The following is a 13,523-nucleotide window of genomic DNA, read 5'->3' as shown; positions in this document are numbered from 1 at the left end:
TATTCTGGCCCGTTGGTCAAGCGGTTAAGACACCGCCCTTTCACGGCGGTAACACGGGTTCGAATCCCGTACGGGTCATCAAGCGTTATGAGAATTTCTCATGGCGTTTTTTATTTTTTATAGAGTTCTTCGTTAAAATATAAAAAACACCTGTTGCCAGGTGTACTAATCTTTGGGCATAATATCCTCTTCAATTTTTTGTGCGGGGTTATCCAAGTCCACATCTGAAAAGATACCAGGAGATACACCACGAAACATATCAAAAGCTAGAATTTTATCATCTGGCGCATCAAATAATGGGGCTTCCCCGTTGAAATCTTCAACTTGTTTTTTTCGTTTCATCTCTCTACACCTCCATTTATTATCCTCCCAGTTCTTCCTTTAATTATTCTATTATTAATCATCCCCATTTAGAAAATTACCTAGTCCTCCTAGAATACTCCCTTCACCTGTGCTGCCACCATTTCTAGGTGCACTCGCAAAGATTCGGTCTGCAAGGCGGCTAAATGGTAGTGATTGTATCCATACCGTACCAGGGCCTCTAACAGTGGCGTAGAATAGACCTTCACCACCAAAAAAGGCTGTTTTGATTTTACCTACATATTCAATGTTATAATCGACATCCCTCGTCATACCCACTAGGCAGCCTGTATCGATTCTTAGGATTTCACCAGGTTGAAGTTCTTTTTTATGTATGGTACCACCTGCATGTAAAAAGGCTAGCCCATCTCCTTCTAATTTTTGCATGATGAAGCCTTCTCCACCAAAGAAGCCAGTACCTAATTTTCGTTGAAAATCAATACCAACTGAAACTCCTTTTGCTGCACATAAAAAGGCATCCTTTTGACAAACTATTTTGCCACCTAGTATGCTTAAATCAACAGGAATAATTTTACCAGGATAGGGTGCAGCAAAGGAAACATGTTTTTTCCCCATATTACTATTTGTGAAGACCGTCATAAATAGACTTTCTCCTGTAAGAACCCGTTTTCCTGCTCCTAATAGTTTTCCAAAAAGACCTCCACCTGCAGAGCCTGACCCGTCACCAAAAATTGTTTCCATTGAAATGCCATCTTCCATCATCATCATGGCGCCTGCTTCTGCAATGACACTTTCGCTTGGGTCTAATTCGATTTCAACAAACTTCATATCGTCTCCATAAAGTTTATACTCGATCTCATGTGCGTTCATCCGATTCTTCCTTTCTTTTTTACATAAATATATAAAAAGAAGTAATTCGTCGTTTACTAGTATTATCCTTTAAAACTGTAAATGAGGTATGAAAAAAATGTTAATTCTACTTGAGGATATCAATGACAAATTCAAATAGGGATACTATAATATATTTAGAATTTTCTTAAAATAATTAAAGAAAAGGGGGATTATATGAGTTCGGAAGTAGTTATAAAAAGACGATTATGGCCAAGAAAGAAGCGTTGGAGAGCAGTTTTAATAACAGGAATAGTTATCATACTCCTTCTGCTAGCAAGCATTATAGTAGGCTATTTGTTTTTGAGAAAAAGTTTACCAACGATTGAAGGAAATGTCCCGGTTGCAGGATTAACCGATGAGGTTGAAGTATTCCGAGATCAAAATGGGGTTCCCCATATTGTTGCGAAAAATAAGCATGATTTGTATTTTGCACAAGGTTATGTTACGGCACAGGATCGTTTATTTCAGATGGATTTAAGTAGAAGACAGGCTTCAGGAGAGTTAAGTGAAGTAATTGGTTCTTCTCTTGTTAATCAGGATAAATATTTTAGAACTCTTGGTTTACGTAGAGCTGCGGAAGCTTCATATGAAGGATATTCAGAAGAAGCAAAAGATGTACTCCAATCGTATGCTGATGGTGTTAATGCTTTTATTAAGGAAGCAATAGAGAAAAATACATTGCCCGTAGAGTTTTCACTTGCTGGATATGAGCCGTCCATGTGGAGTCCCATCGATTCTCTTACCATTGGAAAATACATGGCCTACGATTTAGGAGGACATTATAAAGGGCAAGCGTTTCGCTACTATATGGCTCAGCAAGTTTCAGAGGAAAAATTACTGGAATTGTTCCCAACATATCCTGAAGATGGCGCAACTGTTATTCAAGCGATGAAAGATCATCCCGTTGATATTTCAAAAAGTATAGCAACTGCTCCCTTTCCAAATGAGTTTAATGGGAGTAATAACTGGGTTGTTAGTGGTGAGAAATCAGAATCGGGTATGCCAATTTTAGCCGATGATCCACATCTCGCATTAGCTACACCATCAATTTGGTATGAAACGCATTTGCAAAATGATGAAGTTAACGTTAGTGGTGTGATATTTGCCGGTGTCCCAGGAATCATATTAGGTCGTAATGAACATATAGCTTGGGGAGTTACTAATGTGGGACCTGATGTCCAAGATTTATATATTGAAAGAAGAAATCCGGATAATCCTCATCAATTTGAGTATATGGGGAAATGGGAAGATGCAACCATCATTGAGGAACCAATAAAGGTAAAGGATGGGGATACAATCCCATATCAGGTTCAGGTTACAAGACACGGTCCCATCATTTCTGAATTTACCCATGATCACAAGGAGGATACAGCTTTAGCATTAAGATGGACTGCACTTGATGCTTCAACTGAACTAGAGGCAGTGTTGATGTTCAACAAGGCGAAAAATTGGACTGAATTTAAAGAAGCACTTACATATTTTCATACACCTGCTCAAAACTTTGTTTTTGCAGCAACTGATGGAACGATCGCTTATCGAGCAAATGGGTTAATCCCAATCCGAAAAAAAGGGGATAGTTCTGTTCCCGTACCAGGATGGACAGATGAATACGAATGGGAGGGATATATTCCTTGGGATGAACTCCCGACCATTATGAACCCAGAGGAAGGTTTTATCTCTACCGCAAATAATAAAATTGCGCCGGATGAATATCCTTACCATATAACGAATACGTGGGCTCAGCCTTATCGACAGCAACGAATACAAAATGTGTTATCAAGTAAGAATGTGTTAACGGCAGATGATATGCTAAAACTTCAATTTGATCAACATAATCTGCAGGCAGAAGAGTTTGTTCCGTTTTTAATAGATGTATTATTAAACAGTGAAGACGAGTTAAGAGATATTGATAAAACGGTAATTAAGGAGTTTGAAGATTGGGATTTTGTTGACCGAATAGAAGATAGTGAGCCTTTAGTCTTCCATAAATGGATGGAGGAATTTGCAAATGTACTATTTGAAGAATCCATTCCTAAGGAAATCGATAACTTGTTTGAAGGAAAATCTCAAATTGTAGACGAAATGATTCGAGATTCAAAAATTGGACATGAAGGGATTTGGTTATCTGAGGCAGGTGGAATAGAACAGGTAACAGTTGAATCTTTTAAAAGGGCTGTAGATTTTGCAATTGAAAAGCAAGGGGACCAACCAAGTAAATGGTCTTGGGGTGACTTTCATCAGGTTCCGTTTAAACACCCATTATCGGCCATTTCACCGTTAAACTATTTATTTAATAATAATGAAGCTGTACCAATGGGTGGAAGTGGGGTAACAGTTGCAGCTGCTAGCTTTGACCGTTATTCAGGTGCAATTACACATGGAGCGGCTTGGAGATCAGTCATTGACTTAGCGAATATGGAAGAGAGTTACAATGTAGTTGGTCCAGGTCAATCTGGTCATGTATTAAGTACTTATTATCATGATCAAATTACGGATTGGACAACAGGGAAGTACCATATCACCTATACCAATAAAGAGAAGTATAAGGAGAATAGTTATAAGCTTGTTTTATATCCAGCTAGGTAGAATAAAAAGCAGTGGGAATTTTTCCACTGCTTTACATTTTTAATCTTCAGCTTCGTCCTTTGTATAAGGTTCTTTTTCATATGGAGGAAGGTCGCCAAACATTGTCATAATTCCTTCTTCCTCTAGCACTTCTTCATATCGTTCATGCTGGCTATTTGGATAGATGATAATTTCTTTTCCTTCAATATCTGTTGCAACAAAATTCTCGTAATCCTCAACATAACCTACATTCTCATCAGATTCAACGAACACCTCATTATAGCTGTCAACGGGGTCTACAAGGTCTGAAGGTGATTCAGATGTTCCGTACCTTGCGACATCCTGCCAAGAATCCTCTGCATCATACGCTACATTATCTTCCTCATCCACAAACTTTCCAAATGGTGGCATTAATACGCCTTCCTCAATAGGTCGATTATGAGAGACAACCTGGGTTGGACTGTGCTCAACACAATAAGTTGTTGTTGGAACAGCATCTAATCTTTCAAATGGGATTTCTTTTCCACATTTTTCACATTTCCCGTATCTTCCTTCTTCAATTGCTTGTAAGGCGTATTCAATATCTTTTAATTCTTTTTCAATATGTTCGTTAAGGGCAATGTCTTTTTCACGTTCATATAGCTCAGTTCCTTCATCTCCAGGATGGTTATCATAAGAAGAAAGTTCTCCAACCGATCCATGAGGATGCCCACTCTCTAGATCAAAATGATCTCCATCATCTAATTGTTCTTCAACCTCTTTTTTTGCGTTTATCAACTGTGAACGGAAGGTTGATAATTGCTCATTTGATAACATTTTAAGCACTCCTTCCAAAATGAGTTCGTAACGAATCTTGTTATGTATTATTTACAATAACCCGAAAATCATAATTGTAAAAAAGTGATAGGAATAAAAAAAACACGATGTAAAATCGTGTTTTAAAAGAAGTACCCGATAAAGATTCCGATAGATAAAAGGAATCCAAAAATCGTATTTGTTTGGGCAGTTGCTTTCATGGCTGGCATCATTTGAATTGGTTCGGATTTGCCTATAAATCCAGTTACTGCTTTAACGGCTTTTGGAACACTCACTAATACAAGAAGAGTCCAAAACGAAGCAATCCCGATAAAAGCCAAAACGATGATCCAAATATAAGAAATGATTAGTAAGCCAGCAAAGAACTTAATCGCCTTGGTTCTTCCTAATAAAATCGGTAAAGTGCGACGTCCGTTCTTTTTATCGCCATCCAAATCACGAATATTGTTTGACATATTGATAGCACCAACAAGGATCATAATCGGAATCGAGATTAAAACACTTGTAGTCGTAACTGTACCTGTTTGGATGAAAAACGATATTAAAATAATAATCATGCCCATAAAGAAACCAGCTGCTAGCTCTCCAAATGGTGTAGATGAAATGGGTAGTGGACCACCAGTATATAAATAACCAACTGACATACAAATAGTTCCAATTAATGCCAACCACCAACTACTGTTCATGCAAATATAAACACCTAAAAGTGTAGCGATTCCAAAGAAAGAAAAAGCAAGGTTAAGAATAACCTTTGGCTTAACTCCGTCTCGAACAATTGTACCGCCGATTCCGACTGACTCGGCTGTATCAAGACCGCGTTTGTAATCGAAATACTCATTTATCATATTAGTTGCTGCTTGAATTAGAAGACAAGCGAGTAACATAGTTAAGAATAGCCCAATATGAATAGATGTTTCTAATAGAGCAAGAACTGTCCCTAAAATGACTGGAACAAACGCTGCTGTTAGTGTATGTGGACGCATGAGTCTCCACCATACCTGAAAACCACTAGAAGGCTTTTTAGAAAGCTTCTGATTTGACTGAAGTTCTGATTGCATAAGTCTTCTCCTCTCACGACAAAGCTCATGTATATCCAAAGTACAGTTTAGTTAATTGGATAGGTACTGTCAATGGTTTAAAGTTACAAAAAAGACATATCAATCTTATGTTCCTTTTACCCAGCAGATTATCTTATCGTGAATTACATAATAATAAGGAAGTAAGTGGTCAGTGTATTGCAGGTATGGTAGAATCAAGTTTGTTGACAACTATTAATTGTGAGGTATATCGTAAAGGCAGTTTTTAATAATAAGTTATACGAAAATAATATAGAGTGTTTATCAAGGGATTCATTCATTTTAAATGATATACTATAAACAATATCTGTTATTTCTATATAAAATTATGATGGAATATATTTCGGGGGGATAAAAGTTGGTCATGATACAACAAAAAGGTTTGAGTGATTACATAAAGAAAGGTATAAACCTTTCCAAGGAGCTTTCTAGGCCTGTTCTTATAAGTCAGGTAAAAGAAATGAAGAACATAGACCCCCTATTGTTCTTTTCTGCTGGAAAAAGGACACCTTTTGAAACGCGATCTTTCTGGTCAAATCCTACAAATGATACGATCATAGTTGGACTTGGGGAAGCCTATACAATTAGCGATAACGAGTCTACAGAACGTTTTGACGCTATTGAAAAGCAGTGGAAAAGACTCGTTCAACATTCAATCATTATTGATGATTTTGCACCTTATTCTACTGGTCCTATTTTAATGGGAGGTTTTTCATTTGATCCATTAAAAAAGAGAACAGAGCTTTGGGATAATTTTGATGATGCGAAATTTGTCTTGCCTGTTTTCATGCTTTCCTATTATAAAGGTAATACTTATTTAACGACGAATATTATTTGTGAACCGACCGGGACTTCTTTTGGTGGATCCGACTTGGAACAATTGGAAGTGCTGCTTGAGGAAAGTTATACATTTCAAAAGAACAATTCATTTACTAAAGAGGAAGTTCAGCCACAGGAATGGATGGATTCAGTTCGTAATGCAACCAAAAAGGTACAGAACGGTGAAGTTGAAAAGGTTGTATTGGCAAGAGAAATTAAGCTGCATTTTGACGATCCGATTGAAGCTGACGCAGTGTTGGCGCGTCTAAAAGAAGAGCAACCGATGAGTTATTTATTTGCAATTGAATATAAAAATTCATGCTTTATCGGAGCATCCCCTGAACGACTTATTAAGAAAAAGGGAGAGGAATTCTTAACTACTTGCCTTGCAGGTTCTATCCGACGTGGTAAAACGTCGTCAGAGGACAAGCAATTAGAAAATGAATTACTACACGACCCGAAAAATCTACATGAACATGATGTCGTTGTTCAAATGATTAAAAATGCAATGAAAGAGTCCTGTACAAGTATTTCATCACCAAGACAACCAGGTATCTTAAAAATGCGCGATATTCAGCATTTATACACACCAGTAAAAGGTATAGCTAAAGATGACGTTTCATTGCTTACTGTTGTCAATCGTTTACACCCAACACCTGCTCTAGGAGGCCAACCTAAACAAATGGCATTTGAAATTATTCGTGACCTTGAAATTCTTGACCGTGGTTGGTATGGAAGCCCTGTAGGTTGGTTTGATATAAATGATAATGGCGAATTTGCCGTTGCCATACGTTCAGGTTTACTGAATGGAAACAATGCTTCCTTGTTTGCTGGTTGTGGGATTGTAGGAGACTCCCAACCAGAAAGTGAATATACAGAAACGATGATAAAGTTTAGACCGATGCTATCTGCATTAGGAGGCTTAGACAATGAATAATCAAGCATTAACGCGTTATGTGGCATCCTTTGTTGATGAATTAGTGCGAGTAGGGGTTACCGAGGCTGTTGTAAGCCCGGGTTCACGCTCCACCCCGATGGCGATTTTAATGGCAGAACACCCTGACATGAAAGTAACCATCAATATTGATGAACGCTCGTCTGCGTTTTATGCGCTAGGAGTAGCTAAAGCAACGAAGAAACCTGTTGCAATTCTATGCACGTCCGGAACAGCTGCAGCGAATTATTTCCCAGCAATTGTAGAGGCCTATTATTCAAGGGTCCCACTTATCGTGTTGACAGCCGACCGACCACATGAGTTACGAGATGTAGGAGCACCGCAAGCTATTAATCAAAATCAGTTATATGGAAATCATGCAAAATGGTTTGTCGAAATGGCACTGCCAGAAGAGTCAGAACAAATGCTATCGTATGTTCGAACAATGGCTGGAAGGGCTGCGGGTACTGCATTATCTGCACCAGCGGGACCGGTTCATTTGAATTTTCCATTCCGTGAACCGCTTGTACCAAACTTAGGTTTAGAAAACCTATGGGGAACAAATGAGTACCTACGTAAAAATGTGAATGTTGTCGTAGGAAAACCGAAAATGGGTGAAGAGCAGGCTCAGTATATTAGCGACCTCGTTAGCAGTAAAAAGAAGGGTATTATTGTTTGTGGTTCACATTATGAAGAAGAGTTTGGGTATGCCGTTGCGAATTTAGCAGAAAAACTTCAGTTTCCAGTTTTAGCTGACCCATTATCACAGCTAAGAAGTGGTGAACATCCGAAATCTTATATAGTAGACGGGTATGATGCCTTTTTACGAGGTGAAGAATTCCGAGATGTATTTTCTCCAGATATCATAATTCGATTCGGTGCGATGCCTGTCTCAAAGGCACTTCTTCAATATATCCAAAAACATAAGAATACACCTCAAATCATAGTAGATGGAGATGGAGGCTGGAGAGACCCCACTTTATCAGCAACTGATATGGTTTATTGCGATGAAATTGAATTTTGTGATGCAATCGTTAGTAGAACAGAGAAACGAAAAGGTTCTAGTTGGGTGAACGATTGGATTAACATCAATAATCTGGTAAAAGAAAATGTAAATAAGGTACATAAGGAAGAGACTTTATGTGAGGGGAAAGTATTTACTGAACTACAAGAAATTCTCCCGGCGGGTTCCACTTTATTTGTTGGAAATAGTATGCCTATCCGTGATCTGGATACTTTCTTTTTGAATAATGAAAAGTCGATACATGTCTTAGGGAACCGTGGTGCCAACGGAATTGATGGGCTTGTTTCAACTGCGATGGGCATCAGTTCACAAAATGAACATACAGTTTTAGTGATTGGTGACCTTTCTCTCTATCATGATTTAAATGGATTATTGGCGGCAAAGCATCACCACTTAAATATTACCATCGTTTTAATCAATAATGACGGTGGCGGTATTTTTTCTTTCTTACCACAATCACAGGAGGAAAAGCATTTTGAAACCCTTTTTGGGACTCCTATTGGTCTAAATTATGAACATGCAGTTAACATGTATGGTGGGAAATTTACAAGTATCAAGGATTGGACAGAGTTCCGTCATGCCATCACTTCTTCGTTTGAGGAAAAAGGATTACATGTTGTTGAGGTAAAAACAGACCGCCATGAGAATGTCATGATTCATCGAAAAATGTGGAATAATGTTTCCCAGGAAATAAGCGAAGCACTCAAAAGGAACCAATAAAATGTATATTTCTTCAAATGGATCTACCTATCATGTGAAAGTATTGGGAGAAGGGACGCCGATTGTATTACTTCATGGTTTTACAGGAAGTATGACAACTTGGAATCAAACAATTAATATCCTGAAACAACAATTTCAATGTGTTCTAATCGATATTGTTGGACATGGTAAATCAGATTCTCCACGTGATTTTACAAGATATCAAATTGAAAAGGTCGCTCATGACATCATTCATATATTAGATGTATTGATGATCCCACTCGCACATATTGCTGGTTATTCAATGGGAGGAAGATTGGCTTTAGTGACTGCTATTCTTTATCCAACCAGAGTTGCCAGCCTTATTTTAGAGAGTAGTTCACCAGGGTTAAAAACAATTGAAGAAAGAGCTGCCCGAAGAAAGTCGGATGAGCAGTTAGCGAAACTCATAGAACAAGAGGGAATTATTAAGTTTGTTGACTATTGGGAGAACATTCCGCTCTTTACTACGCAAAAAGCACTAACCAAGGAGAAACAACTAGAAATTCGTAAACAACGTCTAGAAAACAATCCTGTCGGGCTAGCAAACAGCTTAAGAGGAATGGGGACAGGTGCACAACCCACATACTGGGATCGTTTAAATAAGGTAAAATGCCCAACATTATTGCTTTGTGGAGAACTTGATCAAAAGTTTTGCACGAATGCTGAAGAGATGGGCTTAAGCATTCAAAATGCAAGAGTGGAAAAAATAGTAGAAGCGGGACATGCAATTCATGTGGAACAACCGTATTTTTTTGGTAAAATAATAATTGAGTTTGTTTCTGATCATTTTTCTTTATGATCAAATATACATACATAGAAGGAGGACAAGCTAATGGCTACAGTTGAATGGGTTGCAGAACGTAAGTATGACGAAATCTTATATGAAACATACAATGGCATTGCAAAAATCACCATTAACCGTCCACATGTTAGGAATGCATTTACTCCGAAAACAGTGGCAGAAATGATTGATGCTTTTGCCTATGCAAGAGATGATTCAAACATTGGTGTAATCGTTCTTGCCGGTGCAGGAGATGAAGCATTCTGTTCTGGTGGAGACCAAAAGGTAAGAGGACATGGTGGGTATGTTGGAGATGACCAAATTCCACGATTAAATGTTCTTGATTTGCAACGACTAATCCGTGTTATTCCAAAGCCAGTTATCGCAATGGTATCAGGCTATGCAATTGGTGGAGGACATGTATTACATGTGGTTTGTGACTTAACAATTGCTGCAGATAATGCTATTTTTGGACAAACAGGACCAAAGGTTGGAAGCTTTGATGCAGGTTATGGTTCAGGATATCTAGCTCGCATCATTGGTCATAAAAAGGCACGTGAAATCTGGTTCCTATGTCGTCAATATAATGCTCAAGAAGCATTAGATATGGGGCTTGTTAATACAGTTGTTCCTTTAGAACAGCTTGAAGAAGAAACAATTAAGTGGTGTGAAGAAATTCTTGAAAAGAGTCCAACAGCACTTCGTTTCTTGAAAGCAGCAATGAATGCTGATACAGACGGCTTGGCTGGTCTTCAACAAATGGCTGGCGATGCTACACTTCTGTATTACACAACCGATGAAGCGAAGGAAGGCCGTGACGCGTTTAAAGAAAAGCGTAAGCCAGACTTTAAGCAATTCCCTCGTTTCCCTTAATCATTCATTTTCAGCTTGATGAAAACCTCATCAAGCTGTTTTTGCATTTTATTTACGCTAGGAGATTTAACAAAGATGAATTCAACAGAAATACCAAATTGGCTTAAGCAACGTGCATTTTTAACACCTAATCGAATTGCCATTAAAACTGAATATGAAGAAATCACATTTTTAACTTTACATAAAAATGTTGTAAGGAAAGCAAATCAATTAACATGTGCAGGTATTCAAAAGGGGGATGTTGTTTCTGTCCTCATGAAGAATAGTGTGGAGATGGTCGAAGTTATTCACGCAATAAAATATATTGGTGCGATAACAGTACTCTTAAACATTAAGCTAACGAGTAATGAGTTAGAATTTCAATTAAGCGACTCTGGCACAAAAATGATACTAACAGAAGATGCTCTAATTGAAAAAGTAAATGAAATTGATATCAAAAAAATTCTGGTTAAGGAACTACAACAACTCCCCGAAAAGGAGTGCCATATCCAGGAATACTTTTCGTTGGATCAAGCGGATACCATTATGTATACATCAGGGACGACTGGACGACCAAAAGGAGTAATCCATACCTACGGAAATCATTGGTGGAGTGCAGTGGGGTCTACTTTGAATCTAGGGTTGCACCAGGATGATTGCTGGTTGCTAGCTGTTCCAATGTTTCATATTAGTGGATTATCGATTTTGTACAGAAGTGTGATTTATGGGATTCCTGCTGTCATTCACGAAGGCTTTGATCCCAAAAAGGCGAATGCTGCGATCATGAATCAAGGTGTTACCATCATGTCTATTGTAAGTGTTATGCTTTCACGAATGCTTGCTGAAATGGGAGATGAACAGTATCCAGACAGTTTTAGATGTATGCTTCTTGGAGGAGGACCTGCGCCAAAACCTTTATTAGAAAATTGTTTGGTACATAATATCCCCGTTTTCCAAACCTATGGGATGACTGAAACAGCTTCACAAGTTGTTACACTAGCTCCTGAGTACAGTATTTCAAAACTTGGATCTGCTGGAAAACCACTCTTTCCTGTACAAATCAAAATTGAAAATGAGGGAAGACCTGCAAAACCAAATGAAGTTGGTGAAATTGTCGTAAAAGGACCCAATGTAACGAAAGGCTATTTAAATCGAATGGATGCAACGAAAACATCGATTGTTGATGGATGGCTCTATACAGGTGATATCGGCTTTTTGGATGAGGAAGGCTTTCTCTTTGTGATGGATCGCCGTTCCGATTTGATCATCTCAGGGGGAGAAAATATATATCCAGCTGAACTTGAAGCTGTGTTATTGGCACATCCAAACATTTTGGAAGCAGGAGTCACAGGGGTTGAAGATGCAAAGTGGGGCCAGGTGCCAGCTGCTTTTGTTAAAAAAGAGGAAGGAAGCCATTTAACCGAAGCAGAGATTATTGCCTTTTGTTATGAAAAGCTAGCACGTTTCAAGGTTCCAAAATCAATCTATTTCGTCGACCGCCTTCCACGAAATGCTTCTAATAAGCTCTTGCGGCGAAAACTAATGGAGTTATTAAAGGATGAAAACAATGATTAAGGTAAAGAAAGCTACACTTCATCTCATTGAACAAAACCTACTTTCCCCATTTGTAACAAGCATGGGGAAGGTTGACAAAAGGGAGAGTATTCTTGTTGAAGTAGAGGATGTTGATGGTGCTGTAGGGTGGGGAGAGGTTGTTGCTTTTTCGTCCCCATGGTATACCGAAGAGACGATAAAAACATGCTGGCATATGCTTGAAGATTATTTAGTGCCAAAAATATTAAAAGAAGAGTATGAACACCCAGAACAGCTACACAATGATTTTCAATTTGTTAAACGTAACAATATGGCTAAGGCTAGTCTAGATATGGCGATATGGGATTTATTTTCAAAAAAGCAAGGAATCTCACTTTCTAAGGCGTTGGGTGGGACGAAAGACTTTATTGATTCGGGAGTAGTCGTGAGTATTGATTCCATTGACCGAGTATTGGCTAAAATGGAGGAGCATGTGAAATCAGGCTATAAGCGAATCAAAATAAAAATCAAGCCAGGACAGGATTATGATTTACTCAAACAAATTAGAAATGAGTTTCCAGCCTTGCCATTAATGGTGGATGCTAATTCTGCTTACACATTAAAGGATATAGATCAGCTTCAAGCCTTAGATGAGTTTAGTTTAATGATGATTGAACAGCCACTAGCAGATGATGATATTTTTGACCATGCAAAGTTGCAGAGAGAAATTTCAACACCGATTTGTTTAGATGAAAGTATTACGTCAGCTGATGATGCAAGAAAGGCAATTGAAATGGGGAGCTGTCAGGTAATCAATATTAAAATCGGGCGTGTAGGTGGAATCACTGAGGCTAAAAGGATTCATGATATTTGTAAAACACATCATATCCCTGTGTGGTGTGGAGGAATGCTTGAAACCGGCATTTCGAGAGCCCATAATATTGCCTTAGCAAGCCTTCCTAATTTTACGATTCCTGGAGATATATCCGCATCCTCAAGATATTGGAATAAAGACGTCATTACGCCTGAAGTGATGGTTGAAGATGGTTGCATTGCCGTTCCACGTATTCCTGGAATTGGATATAAAGTTGACCGCGAGTGGGTTCATCAAATAACTAAACAAAAATTAGTATTGGGACTATAGAGTGGAATCGGCAATGCACATTTTTC

At 38.4% G+C, this 13,523-nt stretch carries 11 protein-coding genes and 1 tRNA gene; 8 read left to right on the top strand and 4 right to left on the bottom strand.

What is annotated here, in order from left to right; translation table 11 throughout:
• Positions 1 to 6: 6 nt before the first annotated feature.
• Positions 7 to 78 (top strand) — tRNA-Glu (locus RGU12_RS17670).
• 87 nt (positions 79 to 165) lie between these two features.
• Here the strand turns inward: RGU12_RS17670 and RGU12_RS17665 are convergent.
• Both RGU12_RS17665 and RGU12_RS17660 read right to left on the bottom strand, forming a co-directional pair.
• Positions 166 to 342, bottom strand: coding sequence for a hypothetical protein (locus RGU12_RS17665; protein WP_309537222.1), 177 nt, complete (start codon positions 340 to 342; stop codon positions 166 to 168).
• Positions 343 to 396: 54 nt separating this feature from the next.
• Positions 397 to 1,191, bottom strand: coding sequence for a TIGR00266 family protein (locus RGU12_RS17660; protein ID WP_309537221.1), 795 nt, complete (start codon positions 1,189 to 1,191; stop codon positions 397 to 399).
• A gap of 195 nt (positions 1,192 to 1,386) precedes the next feature.
• Here RGU12_RS17660 and RGU12_RS17655 point away from each other — a divergent pair, with 195 nt between their 5' ends.
• Complete coding sequence (locus RGU12_RS17655) at positions 1,387 to 3,798, top strand: penicillin acylase family protein (RefSeq protein WP_309537220.1); 2,412 nt, start codon at positions 1,387 to 1,389, stop codon at positions 3,796 to 3,798.
• Positions 3,799 to 3,837: 39 nt separating this feature from the next.
• Here RGU12_RS17655 and RGU12_RS17650 read toward each other — a convergent pair whose 3' ends face one another.
• Both RGU12_RS17650 and RGU12_RS17645 read right to left on the bottom strand, forming a co-directional pair.
• A complete protein-coding gene (locus RGU12_RS17650; protein ID WP_309537219.1) occupies positions 3,838 to 4,593 on the bottom strand; it encodes a yteA family sporulation protein in 756 nt (251 codons plus the stop codon).
• A gap of 122 nt (positions 4,594 to 4,715) precedes the next feature.
• Positions 4,716 to 5,651 carry a 1,4-dihydroxy-2-naphthoate polyprenyltransferase gene (locus RGU12_RS17645; protein WP_309537218.1) on the bottom strand — a complete coding sequence of 312 codons (936 nt, stop codon included), beginning with the start codon at positions 5,649 to 5,651 and terminating at the stop codon, positions 4,716 to 4,718.
• Between the two features lie 382 nt (positions 5,652 to 6,033).
• Here RGU12_RS17645 and RGU12_RS17640 point away from each other — a divergent pair, with 382 nt between their 5' ends.
• The 6 genes from RGU12_RS17640 to menC all read left to right on the top strand — a co-directional run bounded on the left by RGU12_RS17640 (position 6,034) and on the right by menC (position 13,497).
• On the top strand, positions 6,034 to 7,425 hold the full coding sequence (locus RGU12_RS17640) for an isochorismate synthase (protein ID WP_309537217.1): 1,392 nt from the start codon (positions 6,034 to 6,036) through the stop codon (positions 7,423 to 7,425).
• Complete coding sequence (gene menD, locus RGU12_RS17635) at positions 7,418 to 9,166, top strand: 2-succinyl-5-enolpyruvyl-6-hydroxy-3-cyclohexene-1-carboxylic-acid synthase (protein ID WP_309537216.1); 1,749 nt, start codon at positions 7,418 to 7,420, stop codon at positions 9,164 to 9,166. Before RGU12_RS17640 ends, menD begins: the two co-directional genes overlap by 8 nt.
• Position 9,167: 1 nt before the next feature.
• Entirely contained in the window at positions 9,168 to 9,986 is an 819-nt protein-coding gene (gene menH / locus RGU12_RS17630) for a 2-succinyl-6-hydroxy-2,4-cyclohexadiene-1-carboxylate synthase (RefSeq protein WP_309537215.1), read from the top strand.
• 33 nt (positions 9,987 to 10,019) lie between these two features.
• Positions 10,020 to 10,841 (top strand): 1,4-dihydroxy-2-naphthoyl-CoA synthase, encoded by an 822-nt coding sequence (gene menB / locus RGU12_RS17625; protein ID WP_116351855.1) that lies wholly within the window; start codon positions 10,020 to 10,022, stop codon positions 10,839 to 10,841.
• Positions 10,842 to 10,916: 75 nt separating this feature from the next.
• A complete protein-coding gene (locus RGU12_RS17620) occupies positions 10,917 to 12,395 on the top strand; it encodes an o-succinylbenzoate--CoA ligase (protein WP_309537214.1) in 1,479 nt (492 codons plus the stop codon).
• Entirely contained in the window at positions 12,391 to 13,497 is a 1,107-nt protein-coding gene (gene menC, locus RGU12_RS17615) for an o-succinylbenzoate synthase (RefSeq protein WP_309538281.1), read from the top strand. Before RGU12_RS17620 ends, menC begins: the two co-directional genes overlap by 5 nt.
• The last annotated feature ends 26 nt before the right edge of the window (positions 13,498 to 13,523 follow it).

This window comes from Ferdinandcohnia sp. QZ13 (genome assembly GCF_031324165.1).
Taxonomy (GTDB): Bacteria; Bacillota; Bacilli; order Bacillales; family Bacillaceae_L; genus Ferdinandcohnia.
This window is presented reverse-complemented; position numbering and strand designations above follow the sequence as displayed.